This is a genomic window from Prolixibacteraceae bacterium (assembly GCA_019856515.1).
Taxonomy (GTDB): Bacteria; Bacteroidota; Bacteroidia; order Bacteroidales; family Prolixibacteraceae; genus Halosquirtibacter; species Halosquirtibacter xylanolyticus.
Genome location: CP082230.1, coordinates 3,133,546 through 3,151,422 on the forward strand (window position 1 = coordinate 3,133,546; position 17,877 = coordinate 3,151,422).

Sequence of the window (17,877 nt, forward strand, 5' to 3'; positions counted from 1 at the left end):
TATTAAAGCAGTGTAATTATTGAACAACACATTCAAGATTGAAGAAGATCACGAATCATTGAAATAGTATCCTAAAGGATACAACCTGTGAGATGATGACCTTTTAGATAAATAGAGATTCATAAAGAACTCTTAAAACCCCCATCACCTGACTAACATGCTATTATCACCTGATTTTTCTTGGGTATCATTCCAAGTATATTCGAAATTCCCTCACCCAAAATGGGAAATCGATGAATGAACTTCGAGTGAACTTTGAATGAACTTCGAGCCATCTCAGGGGAAAAGCAGGAGCAAGTAGCTTGTTGGTAAGAGTAAGGTGATATTGATGTGGTCGGATGTGATAATGGTATGTAAGCATTGTTCTATTTAATATGGTCACCCCACCAAGTTCCGGAAAGAGCCAGTTTCAGTTTTAATTAGTGGAAAGTAAATACAAACAGAGGCACAACAAGAATGATTATAATTGATGAGAGAGTAGTATGTTCGAGTCCATAAAGTGGGTTATACGATAGTGAAAAAGTACTATTTTCGACAGGCTATTTTTTATTGTACCTTTGCATGATACCAATAGCATATAGAAATGTCTGTGATTTTTAGCTTATTTCTTGTTAATACTGCATTTTAAAATTCATATTGAGTCATTTTTCACGATGTCCAGACAGAATCTATTCGTAAGAATTGAAAGATTATATATATTATTGGAGTAAGACATTACAAATGAATTTTTCCACTCATGAAAACTACAACGTTTCATATTAAGGACTATATCGACCTGTTAGATCAACTTTCTGAAGGAAAAGAGGTTGTGATATCACAGCCCTATGGTCTATTGAGAACATCGGAATATCTCTATACCAATCTTTTTCCTCAGAACATCAGGGATATTCCAGCGTGTAGGAGCTTGATGAAAGAGATTAGGAACATGAGATATATGGCACCACATCTGATTCTACCTCAGCGTGTAGTATCGATTCACCACTCCTCTTTCAAGTCAAAACTTTCGTCTTCAGGATTTCAAATGTTTATGAGTGAGACGGACGATGAAGAGGCTTATCCATTACGATCAGACAAGCTAAAGGATTTTGATGCTTTTGATTTTTCTATATTTCCACATGCGACCTTGTCGACAGAATATCGAATGGATTGGAGTCGTTTGATAATTCTACTCTTAAGACAACTTAATGAATTGGGGGCCAAAATAGAGGTGGCCGATGATAATACAGTAGAATTACAAGGTGCTTATAGGGGGATGTTGGGAGATCCTATCATCATATCCCAATCATCAATTCCATCTCCGCTATACATACGCTTTCGAAGCTGTGTAGTGATGGTGATTCCTAAAAGTGATGATACGTTATATATCGGTATTTCGGGAGAATGGGAAGCTTCATATGGGGAGAGCTTAAGTAAACTAAATCCAACGCTATTTACCAATCAGTTATTGAACGAGATGAATGGTGGCAAAGGAGCTATTCGAGTATGGGAGCCTGCATTAATGGGACAATCATTTCATATTGACAAGGTAAAGGAGGGGATAAAAGGGCTTTCGACCACCTCTCTGAAGGTACATAAGTCAGTACCTTCTTTGCGAGAATTAATCGCGCAATGTGATCGAAAATATGATATGTATAAGGAGGTAAACAGTTCACGCTCATTGATGAAAGAGTATTTCTATCGTTACGGGGAAGATACGGATGAGATTGCGGAGATTCTCTATGAACATCTGCATACCCTAGACAGGAGTGACCCAAAAAGTGCTTGGGCTGCTTCAGAAAGGATATTCCAAGAAGAACATGAGTTCTTAAAGTAGTAGTGTGTTTGAATGTGTCGTAATTCCATTTTAATACATCCTTGAATCCGCACGTGTATTGTATTAATTTTAAGTAAACATCAGTAAGACAATGCATAGTAAGGCTTTTATATATTCAGAAAAATCACCTATTTAGGTGAATGATCAAAGATTTTAATTCAAAGGTGACACCATTTGGTGGGATATATTTAATTCATGATTTGCTAATTTCAAACGGCATTATTCAATTTATTAATGAGCAATTAGTAGACCGAGACCCAAAGTGTATCTATAAGTTCTCTGATTTGTTATTACCACGCGTATACACTACTTTTTGTGGAGGTAGTGCGACGGAAGATATTAACTATCTTCGGGATAATACATTGAATAACTTGAGATCAATTTCTATCCCTTCTGCTGATACCATTCTAAGAGGAGATGTGGAGCTTTCTACTCCATGTGAGATTATCGAAGGAAAGACTACAATTAAAGGCCAAAAGATAAATGTTAACACACTAATGAATAAATTCTTGTTGGCTAGTGCTATTAAGTTTAAACAGTTAGATCCTAATGCTTCTGATCTTATCTATGATTTTGATCACCAGTTTATTCCCACTCAAAAGAGTGATGCAGAATATAGCTATAAGAAGACAGAAGGATACTTCCCAGGAGTCGCAACCATAGGTAACATTCCTGTATATATTGAAGGACGAAATGGAAATTGTCATGTTAAAACGGCTCAATTAGAGACCCATAAACGAGCATTAGAGTTGTTGGCATCCAAAGGTGTAAAATTACGATATGCAAGAATGGACTGTGGTTCATATATCAAAGAGGTTACAGACTACTTTCATCAAGAGGGTATTCTATTTTCGATTAGAGCCTCTCACTCTAACGTATTACTATCAAAAGCATCAAAAACAGATAATTGGTCTTGTTGTGAGATAAATAATCAAGCATATGAAGTCAATAGCTTCAAATATGAATTTGGTCAATATACACATAGAATCATCGCATACCGAAAACCCAATAAGTCCAATCAAATGTCATTGATAACCAATGATGCGAAGAGTTATCAGTTTATAGTAACCAATGATTGGGATATTACAGAAGAACAAGCTATTATATTCTACAATCAACGTGGAGCTAGCGAGAAGGTTTTTGATATTCAGAACAATGATTTTAATTGGAAATCAATGCCTCACAGCAACTTAGAAGAGAACACTGTTTACTTGATAATAATGGCTGTAGCACACATTCTATATCGATACATAATATCAAAGTTTGCTGATTTAGTCGACGGGTTAAAGACAACAAGTAGACTCAAAGCATTTATATTTCGCTTTGTTACGGTGGCAGCTAAGATTACCAAAAGTGGGCGAAGAGTGATTGTTCATTTAGCAACAAACAATAAGAAACTAATTAAATCTACAAAGACTGGATAGAATGATAAACGGAACTGGTATTGGCTCTCCCTCATTAGCCTTAAGACATAAGTGGGTAAGGGAAGTTGTGTCTATCAAAGGTCTAAATTCATAGATGTAGCACGTAGTATCTCCAAATGCAGGCTTAAAATCAGGATATTACCCCATAATAAAGATTTGAGGTATGCAAGAAAAACATCTGCGTATTTTAGGTACATATGTAAAAGGCCATACTAATCTTCTTAGCATGGCCTTCTATAATGGAATTAATGTTACTCTACTGTAACTGATTTCGCTAAGTTACGTGGCTGATCAACATCGCACCCTTTGTTTAAGGCGATATGATATGCAAGTAACTGTAATGGCACCACTGCAACAAGTGGAGATATGGCCACATGACAATTAGGTATCTCTATAAAATCGTTGACCATCTCTTTCAGGTTATGATCGCCTTCGTTAAGGACTGCGATTACATTTCCTTTACGGGCTTTCACCTCTTGTATGTTACTCACGACTTTCTCGTAGTAATGGTCTTTAGGAGCCACTGCTACTACAGGAAGATTGTCATCGACTAAAGCGATAGGACCATGTTTCATCTCACCAGCGGCATATCCTTCGGCATGGATATATGAGATCTCTTTCAACTTCAGTGCCCCCTCTAGCGCTACTGGGAAGAGATAGCCACGTCCTAAGTAGAGCGCATTAATTGCTTCGCTATATTTATCAGCGATAGCCTTAATCTTATCCTCTTTCGCAAGTGCAATACGTACTTTGTTAGGCACTTCGGTCAGTTCTTGAATTAAAATCTCATACTCACTTTGGGCGATGGTACCTTTCTCTTTTGCAATTTGAAGTGCCATTAGAGTCAATACGGTAACTTGGGCAGTAAATGCTTTAGTTGAAGCGACTCCAATTTCTACACCAGCATGGGTGTAAACTCCAGCATGGGTCTCTCTAGGAATACTTGATCCAACAACATTGCATACGCCAAGAATAATGGCTCCATCTTCTTTCGCTTTCTTAATTGCAGCAAGTGTATCGGCTGTTTCACCACTTTGAGACACTGCAATGATCACATCCCCTTTATTGATTACAGGATTGCGATATCTAAATTCCGACGCATATTCAACCTCTACAGGTATTTTACAATACTCTTCAATTAGATATTCAGCTACCAATCCGGCATGCCATGATGTACCACATCCCAAGATGATAATTCGAGGTGCCTTGATTAGTTGTGGCATCACATCGATTAGACCACCTAGTTTAATCGATTTTCCATCGGCAGATATTCTTCCTTTGAAAGATTGCTCAATGGTAGTTGGCTGTTCATAGACCTCTTTTAACATGAAGTGATCGTAACCAGCCTTATCTAACTGATCCACATTTAAGTCCACCTCTTTAATCTCTGGAGTTACAGGATCGTTGTCGATGGTCTTCAAGGTAAAGCTGTTTTTCTCAATTACTGCAATATTAAAATCTTGGAGATAGATCATCTGGTTGGTGTACTCAATCAAGGGTGTTGCATCTGATCCGATGAAATATTCACGATCACCAACACCAATCACTAGAGGGCTTCCTTTGCGAGAAGCGACCAAACGTTTAGGCTCATCGTCACACATCACAATAATACCATAGGCTCCAACCACTTTGTTTAGTGAGATTCGTACAGCTTCTTCTAAACATGGTTTGTCCATATTTAGATATACATACTCGATAAGGTTCGCAAGTACTTCAGTATCCGTTTGTGATTGAAATTGGTATCCCTTTTCGATCAGTCGTTCTTTGATCTGGGCATAGTTTTCAATGATACCATTGTGAACAAGTGTAATTTTTCCGTTTTGTGATTGATGAGGGTGGGCATTTTCATCACTAGGCTCTCCATGTGTAGCCCATCTTGTGTGAGCAATTCCAATATTACCATCTAGTTTTTTATCAGCAATAAAGTTTTCAAGATTTACGATTTTACCCTGTTTCTTAAAGATTCTTGTTGATCCATTAGAGAGGGCAATACCTGAAGAGTCATAGCCTCTATACTCAAGGCGTTTTAGTCCGTTAATTAGTATTGGATAGGCATTTTTATCACCTATATATCCAACAATTCCACACATAAGCTATTTATTTAATTTAGGTTGGAGGTAAAAAGCAATTTTTAAAATGAGGGGGATTCAAAAAGGATTTGTAGGTATAGATTAAGGGCCCTACACTAACAAAATAGAGTAGGGCCCTTAGTATAATAATTACTTGTTGCTATCTACAGCACCACGCTGTATATAAGTCACTTTGAAGTCAATACCTTTGTCACTATCATTACTAAATAGGACAGCTCTATTCGTGCTTCCTACTCTGTAATAAGGAATCACATAAAGATCTTCGCTATCTACTTTATCATGAAGATAGTTAATCACATGTTTTGTCATATCAAAAACATATGACGAAGTGTTTCTATCAAATGCACCAGAAATGTAGTTGCTCCCATTCTCACGTAGATCTCCCTCTTCAGAGTCTTTAGCAAGATAACGAAGCGTAAGTATGCTTGGAATACCTAGAGTCTTATAGTCTGAAGCCAACGTATCTACATAGATCTTCATTGATGAATTGGTAATAAAAATCTTATCGTTTTTATACAAGTCATCACTTGGAGCATTAGGGTCAATCAACTGTTTATCAACAGTCCATTTCTGTCTAAGATCAGCTAACTTATTCACCTTTACTACAGAACGAAGCCCTTCGTTAGGCTGAATATACATTCTCTTAGCCGTACTCTTGGTATTGCCTATATCTGTATTTAGTGCCACACTGCTATAGTCGTGCACCATCTTAGGAACCGTAGCAGAATATGATGTAGAGTACATCGATATTACTTTCTGCTCCTCCTTCGTGTCGTTAGGATCATCTGTTGTAGTATCATCAACCTTCGTTTTCGCATAGATATACATACGCAAACGTAAATCTACGGTGTATGAACCGGATCCAGAACCTTTACTATAAGAAGAGTTCGTTTTTAACAATGCCCCTTTTCTGTTTGAAGGGATATCAGCAGGTTCGACATATACACCTTTAAACTCTTTTAAGAAAAGATCATCGTGATCAAAAACTAGTTTTCCATCATCAGCAGTCTTATCCCACAAATCTAAAATCTTTTGTGCAAAAGCCGCATTTACTGGGACTCTTGCAACCTGAGTAAGTGTATCGGAACCAGAAGGAGCGAAACTTGGAGTAAAAGTTCCTGTTCCAATTACATTGTCAGAAGCTAATGTACTTACATCAAAAGAAGACATATACGACTTGTCTTTATAAAGCTCATCCTTTAGCTCTTTTACTACAATGGTTTGAGGAGTTAACGTATCACCGTATACGGAACGATAGCTAAGCAAAAAAACAGCAGAGTCGAGCACAGAAGTACCGTTAACCTGAGGTTTACTAATCAAACGCATCTGTGTGGCAATGGATGCTTTGGTTTGCCCAAATACAGGGTCATTCAAAACTCCAAACACACAATTACTCGGTTCATCCACACGAATAGGCGAGTCAAGTTCATAATAAGAATCCGAAGTGTTTTCATCTTCAACTACCATCACTTGAATCTGCTCATCAGAAGGAACGAGTTCCAGCCCTAAGCCTGTATTTTTTTCTTGGCAAGCAAAAAGAACAAATCCTGTTATAAACAATAATAACAGGATTTGAACTTTGCTTTTAATTCTTTTTATAGTCTTCAAAGCTATTTCCGTTTTAAGTTTATTCGGCGGAATTTAGTAAAAATTTGTCATAAAATTGGTTAAATTCTTCGACATATTTTTCCTCATCCTGAAAAGGTAAGAACGGTTTACCAGAAGCCTTGATATATTCTTCAAGTTCTTCATTGATATTTTCACTACCTTTAATAACACCGTCAACATGATCTACGACCAACTTATTATAGTTCACATAAGTAGGATTTTCGATGTGATCTAATGCAGATTCAGGAATTTCATCGTCCATCAGCTTCTTCTTCAGCTCTACATCTAATGGAGTTTCAAACTCAGTAGAGAAAGGAGAATATACAATTTTTGTATCTGCCAAAAGAGGATTATCCTTATACATGTGCTTCAAGAATACTGCTACTAAACCTGTAAACCATCCTTGACAATGGATCACATCAGGAGCCCATCTTAGTTTGATTACTGTTTCCAGTACACCTCTAGCAAAGAAAATAGCTCTTTCATCGTTGTCCTCAAACTCTTTTCCATCTTTATCTACTAAAGTAGACTTACGTTGGAAGTAGTCCTCGTTATCAATGAAATAAACCTGCATTCTTGCTGCTTGGATTGAAGCCACCTTGATAATAAGAGGGTGGTCCGCATCATTAACAACTAGATTCATACCCGAAAGACGGATCACTTCATGCAGTTGATTTCTTCTTTCGTTGATACATCCATAGCGAGGCATGAAGGTACGAATTTCTTTTCCTTGTTCTTGAATGCCTTGAGGCAGGTTTCTTCCAATCTTAGATAATTCCGATTCAGGGAGATAAGGTGTTATTTCCTGAGAGATAAATAGAACTTTTTTCTTTTCCATTTCAATGTCAAATTTATGATACAAATATAAGGAAAAAATGACAATGAATCAACGTTTTATTGTTTACCGTAGTTATTTGAAAGGCTGGATGCTTTTTTGGATGTAATAATTTTTGTTACTTTGCCCCTCCAAATGGACGAGCTTCTTTAGTGCTGGTTATCAGCAACAAACATAAAGCTTTACATTTGTTACAGATCGTTTTTAATTATTCGAAATGAGGATCGAGAAGACCAAGCAATCCATGAACGCTATCCTAGAGGAAAAGCGTACCGAAGGAACTATTGGATTTGTTCCTACCATGGGAGCGTTACACGAAGGCCATTTGTCTCTAGTGCAACGTTCTGTGAAAGAAAATAACTATACTGTCGTATCCATTTTTGTTAATCCAACACAGTTTAACAATTCAAACGACTTAGAGACCTATCCTAGAACACTTGAGGCAGATATTGCACTACTAGAAGCAGCTGGTTGTGATATGGTTTTTGCCCCAGAAGTGAAGGAGATGTATCCAGAACCAGATCAAAGATCATTTGATTTTGGTGACCTTGAAACTGTCATGGAAGGAGAGATGCGCCCTGGACATTTTAATGGAGTAGGCCAAGTGGTAAGCAAACTATTTGACTATGTTCGCCCACACCGTGCATATTTCGGCATGAAAGATTTTCAACAAGTGGCTATCATTCAAAAGCTGGTAGCACTTTTAGAGCTCTCTGTTGAAATCGTATCTTGTGATATTATTCGTGAAGATGACGGATTAGCAAAAAGTAGTCGAAACACTCTTCTAACACCAGAACATCGTCTTGAAGCCCCCAATATTTACAAGGCCTTGTTAGAAGCGGTAAAGTTCAGTAGAGAATTAACAGTAAAAGAAACCATTCAAAAAACTATAGATAAGATCAATGAGTCTTCACTTCTTGAAGTGGAGTACTTTTCCATTGTAAATAATCGTACGTTACAACCTATCAAGAAATGGGAAGAGGCGGAAAATGCCGTTGGATGTATTGCGGTACAGGCTGGAGCGGTACGATTAATCGATAATATTGTTTTTTAATAACACAAGACAAAGAAAAAAAGCGATGCAAATTCAAGTATGTAAATCTAAGATCCACCGTGCCAAGGTAACCAATGCAGACCTTAACTATGTAGGAAGCATTACGATCGATGAGGATTTGATGGATGCAGCAAATCTTATTGAAAATGAGAAGGTGCAAATTGTTAATATTAATAATGGAGAGCGCCTAGAGACCTACTGTATTCGTGGAGAAAGAGGGTCTGGTGAGATCTGTTTGAATGGACCTGCTGCAAGAAAAGTTGCAATGGGAGATATCATTATCATCATTTCGTATGCTCTAATGGAATTCGAGGAGGCAAAGACATGGGAACCTTCACTTGTTTTTCCTGATGAAAACACCAATGCATTGGTATAGTATTGAACAAGAATACAACGATTATTAAAACATACAATAGCGAATACTTTTAAAAAGTATTCGCTATTTTTATAAGATGTAATATCGACGCCTATTCTTTCACAAAACGATTCACATAATCCATGACCTATTTAATAAAAATAGAGAGAAAGGGTAGAGCAGCCGAAAGATATTGATAGCATAATCTTTAAAATAAAGAATTGTAGAATATTATGGCAAAAGTGAAACATACATTTGTTTGTCAAAGTTGTGGCGTTACTTCTCCCAAATGGATTGGTCGATGCAACTCTTGCGGAGAGTGGAATACATTTGTTGAAGAGGTTGTTTCAACAAAGAGCAAAACAAGTGTTATTCCTGTTGCCTCAATAGGTCATATAGAGGCTCGTCCATTTAAACTATCTGAGATCAGCATTCGCGAATCGGATAGATTAGATACATGTAACGGAGAGTTAAATAGGGTGCTAGGTGGTGGATTTGTTCCAGGAGGTATCACACTTCTTGGGGGAGAACCAGGCATAGGAAAGTCTACTCTTGTTTTACAGGTAGCACTAAGTCTAAAAAATAAGAAAGTTCTCTATGTTTCAGGAGAAGAGAGTCTTCAACAGTTGAAACTGAGAGCAATGAGACTTGGTTATGAAGATGACAATTGTATTTTTTTGAGTGAAACGAGTATGGAGAAGATTCTTCTACACGTAGATAGAGAAAAACCTGATTTCTTGATTATCGACTCAATCCAAACTGTCGTAACAGAGATGTTAGAGACGGCAGCGGGAAGTGTGGGACAAATTAGAGAGTGTGCCAACTTAATTCTAAAGACAGTAAAACCGATGCAAGTACCGACCCTACTTATTGGACATATCAATAAAGAAGGTTCGTTGGCTGGCCCTAAAGTATTAGAGCATATTGTCGATACAGTATTGCAATTTGAAGGAGATCGAAACCACCTATTCCGGATTCTACGAAGTTCCAAAAATAGGTTTGGATCCACATCCGAACTTGGAATATTTGAGATGGAACAAACAGGACTGCGAGAAGTAATAAATCCCTCAGAGCTACTCTTGTCTAACCATGATATACAACTAAGCGGGACTTCGATATCTTGTATTCAAGATGGCATGAGATCGTTTATGATAGAAGTACAAGCACTTGTTTCATCTGCCGCATATGGAACACCACAGAGATCCTCTACAGGGTTTGACATTCGTCGACTGAATATGCTTCTTGCTGTACTTGAAAAACGAGCAGGATTTCGACTGATGGCAAAAGATGTATTTCTAAATATTGCTGGTGGTATAAAAATTCAAGATCCTGCAATGGATTTGTCTGTGATCACCTCTGTGTTGTCTTCTAGCTTTGATCTTGCAATTGATACCCGATGTTGTTTTGCGGGAGAGGTGGGACTTACCGGAGAAATTCGTCCTGTTCAACGTATTGAACAACGCATTATTGAAGCAGACAAACTTGGATTTAAGCGAATATATGCCTCCGTATCTAATCCTTCTAAGCTACAGAACCTTGGGGTATCATTAGAGATATTTAATGTAAGACGAATTGACGAACTAGTAAAGTCACTATTTGCAGGATAAATCACACGATTTGCACCACATAAAAAAAGGAAGAAAACTCAATGTTTCTTCCCAACCAGTCTACATAATTGTAGATCATGTTTTTGTTTGTGTGAATTGTAAACTAACTAATAATTTACATAATCAAATATATTATTTTTAACAATTGTAGCCAATTATAGGCTTATTATTCTAAAATAATAAGCCTATTTATATTTAGTTCACATAGTGTTCTGTACTATCCTGCAACAATACAAACCATAACTAACCATTTTTATTACAGAATAGATAACTATATATGAAACCCATTTTCGTTAAAGCGACATCCAATAGTTCATAAATAAAAGAAGTAATATCATCTTTTATTTTAAAAATACATCTTAGTTTTAATAGAAGGAGTTCGTCTTCTCTATAAGAGAATGAAACCTATTTTTTGTAGATTTGTATTAGTATTAGAATCATTCTTTAAAATATCAACACATTGAAAACCAAATTTTCATATACAATATTGTTTTCAGTCCTATTTATCATGATCATTACCTCATGTGCTAACGTAGGACAACCAACAGGTGGAGATAAGGACTCTATCCCTCCACAAGTAACTGAAATGATTCCGTCCGTTAAAGAGACAAACTACCAAGGGAAGGAATTTAAGGTGACCTTTAATGAATTCGTCAATATGTCTGAGCTTAGACAGAAAATGGTGATCTCACCTCCACAGAAAGAGATGCCTAATGTCAAGACACGAGGTAAATCTTTTACCATTGTTTTTCAGGACACCATGTTACAAAACACAACATACACTCTTGACTTTAAGGATGTTATCGAAGATAATAACGAAGGAAATAAGTTTAATAACTTTAGAACATCATTCTCTACAGGTCCTACCATTGATACACTGCGTATCACTGGAATGGTGAGAGATGCATTTAATCTAACACCAATAGAAGGAGCTACAGTTTTTGTATATAAAGATCTATCTGACAGTGCTTCCATAAAACAAAGACCTTCTTTTGTTGCCAAAACAAACAAAGAGGGTGTCTTTATTGTAGATGGGTTGGGTGCAGAGACCTATCGCGTATATGCAGCTTCAGACTTAAATAGAGATTATAAACTAAATAACTATAGTGAACCTTATGCCTTTTACCCAACAACGATCACCCCTTCGGCAAAATTTGTTCCTGAAGAAGAGATCATGGTGAGAGGTTTAGATACCCTTAGAGTATCAGGAACTATATATTACAGCCCCCAGCCTATTTTACTATCTCAATTTCAAGAGAAAGTTCTTTTGCAGTCGATGAATGATTACAAAAGAGTCGATTCAACTCATTTCTATATCGGCTTTACAGAATCGCTTGATCACAACTTCAATATTGAAGCACTAAATATTGAAACTCCTATGGATAAATGGCTTTATAGTGAAACGAGTGCTGAGAATGACTCTATTAATTATTGGATAACTGACCCAAATATTTATAGTAAGGATACGATTCTTCTTGCTGTAACCTATACTGTCCCAGACTCACTCTACCGACCAAAGATACAGACCGACACATTGGAACTTTTAAAACCAAAGAAACGTGTCGTAAAAAGGAAGAGACGTAAAAAGATTGAAGATAACGAAAACAAAGTTCCTGTTTTTAACTGGAGTACCAATGCAGATCAAACGATCGATCCCTATACGTTTGTATATATTGAAAGCAAAGAACCTATCTTGGGTCTATCTAAGGAGTTTATTCACTTAACCACCAAAGAAGATACGTTAGATATTCCTGTGGATTTCACGATGGGACAAGACTCTTTGGATATTCGTAAATATTATATTGACTTTGATATTGAAGCAGGAAAGAGTTATAGACTTCTAGTAGATTCTGCAGCAACAAAAAATATTTACCAAGCTGTTAGTAATACGCTAGACCTGAATATCAATGTCCAAAAGGAGGAGTATTACGGAAAGATCATACTCTCGATACAGAATGTTAATGGCCCCACATTAGTTCAACTAATTAAGGACAATAAAGAGGAGACCATTGTCAATGAGCTTTCAATTGAAGAGGATGGTGAGATCGAATTCTTTTATGTAAAACCAGCAAAGTATTTGATTAAGGCAATTTATGACACAAATAAGAATGGACAGTGGGATACTGGTAATCTTTTAGAACATCTCATGCCTGAAGGTGTTGTATATTATCAAGAGATAATGAAGATTCGTTCGAATTGGGATAATAAGAAATCTTGGACGCTTCCAGATCCACTTGAATTTACAAAAGATATCAAAGATCCGGATAAGATTGAAAAAGATGTTGAGAAAGATCAGTAATGATATTGTAAAAATCAATTGGGTTTCTTAAATTCGAGAACAGACAATTTAGTGATTACAAATAAAAATGTATTAGTTATGGCAAGTATCAGAAGACTTAAGAAAGATATCGATTATGTTGCAGATATGGTAATCCAAGATTGTTTCCTTTATATGGAGTTTCATGATGAAAAGACACAGTTGGCAGCTTGGGAGATCATCATTGAATTGGATAATCGTAGATGTGATTTTATTCAAAAAGCAAATCACCCAGATGGGAAAAATAATCCTAAGCTTGTAAAGAAGCACTATAAAGGTTTAATTCTCGATTTTATTGATACAATAAATAAATCGTACACTAAATTAAATGAATTGGTTAAAACGGTTGACTAATGAGTGATTAGAGATGTTAGTCTCATCTTTAATTTCTTCATCATTAGTATTCACTGTTTTTGAATATACTTTAAGCAAAGGCTCTCACTACAATGGGGGCCTTTCTTTTTGATTTTGTTGATAGTAATATATATTGTTTTTTTCATGAGAGATAAACCAGTGGGATTACACCTTGATTAGATAAGACAAAAAATAAATGGGCATTAATTTGTCTTGCGATGAATTGCAAAGAACATAGGGAAAAAGTACACCTGCTCATTTGATTAGAGGATAGATGAAAGACTCATTATTAGATGGTAATATGAATATCAAACACACTTTATATCTTGATTTTATATTATATTAAAAGAAATAATCTATATTGTGGTTTCATCATATTGATAGACGATCCATGGCTAGAACACCCAACATATACCTTCTACTCTCCATTCTTTTTTTTATACTATTCTCTGGATGTCAAAAAGATAACAATGTCATAACACAGCCTCAAACAGACGAAACACTTATCGTATATATGGCTGCCGATAATAATCTAAGAGACTATGCCATACAAAATAGCTATGGTATTATCGAAGGGTTAAAGAGAGGACAAAGAGTTATTGTTTTTCTGGATAATGGAGAGGACCAATCTTATCTTTTTCAATTAGATGATCCAACTTCTAAAAGTATATATCAAAACAAAGTAAAGACATACCCCAATAGGAATTCAGGCACACCATCTGTCTTATATGGTGTTCTAAATGACATCATTCAACGATATCCGTCTACAAACTACGATTTGATTCTTTGGTCTCATGGGACTTCTTGGCTCCCGTCTAATAGAGTACAAACAAAATCATTCGGACTAGACCACACCTCATCGATTGATATTCATGAATTGGCTATGGCGCTTCCTGTTAAGTTCCGGTCTATTATTTTTGATGCATGTTTAATGGGAAGTGTTGAAGTGATATCACAATTAAAAGATAAGGCAGATTATATCGTAGCTTCTCCTACTGATATTCTTGCAGAAGGATTACCATACAGCGAGATTACTCCAATATTACTCGACAAGAAGCGTCCGATAGAAGAACGACTAGAAAAAGTCTGTGATGCTTTCTATAGTTTCTATAACAACATGAAAAATCCATCGAAACGCTCGGCTTCAATTGCGCTCTATGATACAAAGCAAATTACAAAACTACAGAATGATTTCAAAAGAGTAATAGGGGCACAACCTCAAGTTCATGTCCTAAACCAAAGTATCATAAACTTAAATCTTAAATATCCATGTTTTGATTTTATGGATATGGTAAAACAGTACTATGGAGACAAAAGCTATAACGACCTAAAAGCTCCATTACAAAAGCTAGTATTATATTCTAAACATACAAATCACTTTAGTGGCACCATCAATCTAGAAGGTATCTGTGGTATTAACTGCTATGTTCCAATGTATAAAAATCATATTCAAGAGTACTACTACAAGACTCTTCAATGGGATATACACACAAATTACCACAAAGCGATATTCCCATACGTACAATAGAAAAAAGCCATAAATAAGCAGAGAGGTCGTCGCAACCCTTAACACTCAATATAAGTTATTCTCCATCTTAACTTATTCATGGAGATTACACTGCTCAAAGTAGATCTATGAAGCTTTGATAAGATTCATCTTGCCCTGCATCAAAAGTTTGCTTGGCATTAACTTTTACCGTTAATAGCCCTGCTGCCTTCGCTGCCAATACCCCTGGAATACTATCCTCATAAACAACAATATTCGATTTATTAACACCCAATTTATCAACAGCTTTTAAATAGATTGATGGGTCAGGCTTTACTTTCTCCACCTCATCACCTCCTGTAATCATTCCAAATAGATCATCCATACCTGTTTTTGAAATAAAAGCATCAATTACTCTTCTAGGTGATGACGATACCAAGCATGTAATATTACCCTCCATCTTAGCTTTCTGAACAAATTCCTTTGCTCCATTCATGCATTTGGGTTTAGATACGAATAGTTCAATCACTTTATCAATTACGCTCTCACCGAGTTCAATAAATGAATGATTAAGTTGATGGTCTTCCACAAACTCTTTGGTGATATCAAAGATTCCTTTACCACTTATGTGATCAAAAAAACTACGATCAAAACTGGGTACTAACTGGTCAAATTCAATTACGATAGCCTCTTCCCAAGCCCACTCTGTATCTAAAAGTAGACCATCCATATCAAAGAGATAATATTTCATCATCATACGTGATCATCATTAGGGTTATTTAAGCTCACAATCTACAAATATCCTTTGATTTATCCCCTCTGATCGAATGAGATATGTCATTTAATTTTTATATTTGTTCTGCTTGGCTTAATTATTAGAACCAATTAAGGATAAGCGAAAATATAACACATCAGAATTTACAGAAAAGAGAAAATTATGAAAAAAGTTGCAATAGGTATCGATATAGGAGGTACTAACACCGTATTTGGTGTTGTAGATGAAATGGGACAAGTATTGGTTAAAAACAATATTCCAACCCCTTCACATGGTGATGTTGATCGTTATATCACAGACCTTTCTGCAGGTGTTCAAGAGATGATTGAATCCGTAAAGCAGTTGAGTTCAGATATAGAGATTCTAGGTATCGGTATCGGTGCTCCTAATGGAAACTATTATAATGGAACAATCGAATATGCTCCAAATCTTTCATTCAGAGGAGTAGTCCCTCTTGTTGAACTAGTGAAGAAAAGATTTGATCTTCCTGTCGTAGCACTTACAAATGATGCAAATGCTGCAGCAATTGGTGAGATGATCTACGGTGGTGCAAAGAATATGAAGAACTTTGTGATGATCACACTAGGAACGGGACTTGGAAGTGGTATCGTAGTGAATGGAGATCTTGTATACGGACACGATGGTTTTGCTGGTGAAATTGGGCACACAGTAGTCGTTCCTAATGGTAGAGCTTGTGGTTGTGGAACACCAGGTCACCTTGAAGCATACTGTTCCGCTCCAGGGATCAAACGTACTGCATTTGAACTTTTAGCACACTATAACGGTGGGGGAAGTGAACTTACAAAGTACACTTTTGATGAGCTTGATGCTAAAATGGTGTTTGAAGCGGCAGAAAGAGGAGATAAGATAGCTATTGAAGCTTTTGAGCGTACAGGTAACATATTAGGTAGAGCATTAGCTGATACTGTTCATCATCTAAGTCCTGAAGCAATCTTCTTGTTTGGTGGTCCTACTGCAGCAGGAGATTATATCTTCAGACCAACAAAAGAAGCGATGGAAGAGTACCTCCTTCCTATCTTCGCCAACAAAGTTCGTATTTTACCATCTGAACTTAAGTCAGGAAGTGCAGCTATCGTAGGTGCATCAGCATTGGTATGGAATGAATTGAGCAAATAAGAATAACATTCTTTCTAAAGATAAAAATAGGCTACCTCATTATGGGGTAGCCTATTGTATTTTTATTCTTTGCAAAAAGCATTATAACGCTGTAGTCGACGCGGACCATATTAACTTCTTACCAAAGCCTAATCTATTGTCTGTCAATTTCATTAACTGAGGTTTGATTATCCATAAATCGCTCTGTTTTAATACGGCATATGGAAACCTTTTTAGATACATTCTTTTGTATTTTGAGAAGATCGTAGCTTCAATACAAGAGATGGATGCGGAGACCTGTAGTCCTCTGATCATCCCCACCTTTTCTGTTTCCAGCACAATGTTTAACGCCACGTCCTTATTGGCAAGTGCTTGACTACCATGTTTGGTTTCCTTATCAGTCGTTATAAGAAAAATATTCTCTTCTTCATTATAGACATAAAAACAACTAGCCACCCATGGCATTCCATCTTGACATGTAGCTAGTGTTAGCACATGGTGATCTGAAATAAATTCAACAATTGAAGGCTCTACTACATTCATATTTTATACTGTCCAGTGATAATTAATGGTTTTAATAATATCTGGATGTAAACTTTCTCCCACAGGGAAAGAGCGTTGATTGTCCGATAAAAAAGCTTTCTCTTCATCGGTATAATGCTTTGCTGGAAAATATACATCGACTTTAATCTCATAAATTCGACGAGGATCAGAAGCCATCACTTTTTCCACTTTGGCAAGCGTTCCCTCTATATCAATATTACGATCCCTAGCACCAATACCTATAATGATTAACATACAGTTTGCAAAAGCTGTCGCGACCATGTCTGTAGCAGAGAAAGATTCTCCTTTACCACAGTTATCCACTGGTGCATCCGATAGAATTTCTACCCCTGAAGCATTATGGGTGCTTTTGATTCTAAGATCTCCTAAATAAATGGAAGTAGATGTCATCATAATTTTCTCTATTTTGAGGATTATTACTTTATTTTCAATACACACTCATCGTATTGTGGATAAAAGTAGCAATAAAAAATGTAGTT

Annotated in this window: 15 protein-coding genes; 9 read left to right on the forward strand and 6 right to left on the reverse strand. The window is 36.4% G+C overall.

Going from position 1 to position 17,877, the window contains the following annotated elements:
- Window positions 1-736 precede the first annotated feature (736 nt).
- Window positions 737-1,813, forward strand: coding sequence for a hypothetical protein (locus K5X82_11400; GenBank protein QZT35899.1), 1,077 nt, complete (start codon window positions 737-739; stop codon window positions 1,811-1,813).
- Window positions 1,814-1,953: 140 nt separating this feature from the next.
- On the forward strand, window positions 1,954-3,237 hold the full coding sequence (locus tag K5X82_11405; GenBank protein ID QZT35900.1) for an IS1380 family transposase: 1,284 nt from the start codon (window positions 1,954-1,956) through the stop codon (window positions 3,235-3,237).
- 251 nt (window positions 3,238-3,488) lie between these two features.
- Here the strand turns inward: K5X82_11405 and glmS are convergent, their stop codons facing one another.
- The 3 genes from glmS to K5X82_11420 all read right to left on the reverse strand — a co-directional run bounded on the left by glmS (window position 3,489) and on the right by K5X82_11420 (window position 7,773).
- On the reverse strand, window positions 3,489-5,327 hold the full coding sequence (gene glmS / locus K5X82_11410) for a glutamine--fructose-6-phosphate transaminase (isomerizing) (GenBank protein QZT35901.1): 1,839 nt from the start codon (window positions 5,325-5,327) through the stop codon (window positions 3,489-3,491).
- A 129-nt stretch (window positions 5,328-5,456) separates the two neighbouring features.
- The gene (locus K5X82_11415) at window positions 5,457-6,935 is read right to left on the reverse strand and encodes a DUF4270 domain-containing protein (protein ID QZT35902.1); all 1,479 of its coding nucleotides are present in this window, start codon (window positions 6,933-6,935) and stop codon (window positions 5,457-5,459) included.
- 19 nt (window positions 6,936-6,954) lie between these two features.
- Window positions 6,955-7,773 carry a glycogen/starch synthase gene (locus K5X82_11420; GenBank protein QZT35903.1) on the reverse strand — a complete coding sequence of 273 codons (819 nt, stop codon included), beginning with the start codon at window positions 7,771-7,773 and terminating at the stop codon, window positions 6,955-6,957.
- A 214-nt stretch (window positions 7,774-7,987) separates the two neighbouring features.
- On the opposite strand from K5X82_11420, the gene panC reads away from it, so the two are divergent.
- From panC to K5X82_11450, 6 genes are all read left to right on the forward strand, one after another.
- A complete protein-coding gene (gene panC / locus K5X82_11425) occupies window positions 7,988-8,824 on the forward strand; it encodes a pantoate--beta-alanine ligase (protein ID QZT35904.1) in 837 nt (278 codons plus the stop codon).
- A 25-nt stretch (window positions 8,825-8,849) separates the two neighbouring features.
- Window positions 8,850-9,200 carry an aspartate 1-decarboxylase gene (locus K5X82_11430; GenBank protein QZT35905.1) on the forward strand — a complete coding sequence of 117 codons (351 nt, stop codon included), beginning with the start codon at window positions 8,850-8,852 and terminating at the stop codon, window positions 9,198-9,200.
- 212 nt (window positions 9,201-9,412) lie between these two features.
- Window positions 9,413-10,786, forward strand: a complete 1,374-nt coding sequence (gene radA, locus K5X82_11435; GenBank protein QZT35906.1) for a DNA repair protein RadA — start codon at window positions 9,413-9,415, stop codon at window positions 10,784-10,786.
- Between the two features lie 460 nt (window positions 10,787-11,246).
- Window positions 11,247-13,085, forward strand: coding sequence for an Ig-like domain-containing protein (locus tag K5X82_11440; GenBank protein QZT35907.1), 1,839 nt, complete (start codon window positions 11,247-11,249; stop codon window positions 13,083-13,085).
- 78 nt (window positions 13,086-13,163) lie between these two features.
- Complete coding sequence (locus K5X82_11445) at window positions 13,164-13,457, forward strand: hypothetical protein (GenBank protein QZT35908.1); 294 nt, start codon at window positions 13,164-13,166, stop codon at window positions 13,455-13,457.
- 391 nt (window positions 13,458-13,848) lie between these two features.
- Complete coding sequence (locus K5X82_11450; protein ID QZT35909.1) at window positions 13,849-14,985, forward strand: hypothetical protein; 1,137 nt, start codon at window positions 13,849-13,851, stop codon at window positions 14,983-14,985.
- 94 nt (window positions 14,986-15,079) lie between these two features.
- Here K5X82_11450 and K5X82_11455 read toward each other — a convergent pair whose 3' ends face one another.
- Window positions 15,080-15,700 carry an HAD family phosphatase gene (locus K5X82_11455; GenBank protein ID QZT35910.1) on the reverse strand — a complete coding sequence of 207 codons (621 nt, stop codon included), beginning with the start codon at window positions 15,698-15,700 and terminating at the stop codon, window positions 15,080-15,082.
- Window positions 15,701-15,880: 180 nt separating this feature from the next.
- Between K5X82_11455 and K5X82_11460 the strand changes: the two genes are divergently transcribed.
- On the forward strand, window positions 15,881-16,855 hold the full coding sequence (locus tag K5X82_11460) for an ROK family protein (GenBank protein QZT35911.1): 975 nt from the start codon (window positions 15,881-15,883) through the stop codon (window positions 16,853-16,855).
- An 81-nt stretch (window positions 16,856-16,936) separates the two neighbouring features.
- Here the strand turns inward: K5X82_11460 and K5X82_11465 are convergent, their stop codons facing one another.
- Window positions 16,937-17,377 carry a pyridoxamine 5'-phosphate oxidase family protein gene (locus K5X82_11465; protein QZT35912.1) on the reverse strand — a complete coding sequence of 147 codons (441 nt, stop codon included), beginning with the start codon at window positions 17,375-17,377 and terminating at the stop codon, window positions 16,937-16,939.
- 3 nt (window positions 17,378-17,380) lie between these two features.
- Window positions 17,381-17,794, reverse strand: a complete 414-nt coding sequence (locus K5X82_11470) for an OsmC family peroxiredoxin (GenBank protein ID QZT39125.1) — start codon at window positions 17,792-17,794, stop codon at window positions 17,381-17,383.
- Between the last annotated feature and the right edge of the window lie 83 nt (window positions 17,795-17,877).

Coding starts and splice junctions, on each gene's coding strand:
- K5X82_11445 (QZT35908.1), top strand. CDS start 13,164: ATGGCAAGTATCAGAAGACTTAAGAAAGATATCGATTATGTTGCAGAT.
- K5X82_11455 (QZT35910.1), bottom strand. CDS start 15,700: ATGATGATGAAATATTATCTCTTTGATATGGATGGTCTACTTTTAGAT.
- glmS (QZT35901.1), bottom strand. CDS start 5,327: ATGTGTGGAATTGTTGGATATATAGGTGATAAAAATGCCTATCCAATA.
- panC (QZT35904.1), top strand. CDS start 7,988: ATGAGGATCGAGAAGACCAAGCAATCCATGAACGCTATCCTAGAGGAA.
- K5X82_11465 (QZT35912.1), bottom strand. CDS start 17,377: ATGAATGTAGTAGAGCCTTCAATTGTTGAATTTATTTCAGATCACCAT.
- K5X82_11400 (QZT35899.1), top strand. CDS start 737: ATGAAAACTACAACGTTTCATATTAAGGACTATATCGACCTGTTAGAT.
- K5X82_11405 (QZT35900.1), top strand. CDS start 1,954: ATGATCAAAGATTTTAATTCAAAGGTGACACCATTTGGTGGGATATAT.
- radA (QZT35906.1), top strand. CDS start 9,413: ATGGCAAAAGTGAAACATACATTTGTTTGTCAAAGTTGTGGCGTTACT.
- K5X82_11420 (QZT35903.1), bottom strand. CDS start 7,773: ATGGAAAAGAAAAAAGTTCTATTTATCTCTCAGGAAATAACACCTTAT.
- K5X82_11460 (QZT35911.1), top strand. CDS start 15,881: ATGAAAAAAGTTGCAATAGGTATCGATATAGGAGGTACTAACACCGTA.
- K5X82_11430 (QZT35905.1), top strand. CDS start 8,850: ATGCAAATTCAAGTATGTAAATCTAAGATCCACCGTGCCAAGGTAACC.
- K5X82_11450 (QZT35909.1), top strand. CDS start 13,849: ATGGCTAGAACACCCAACATATACCTTCTACTCTCCATTCTTTTTTTT.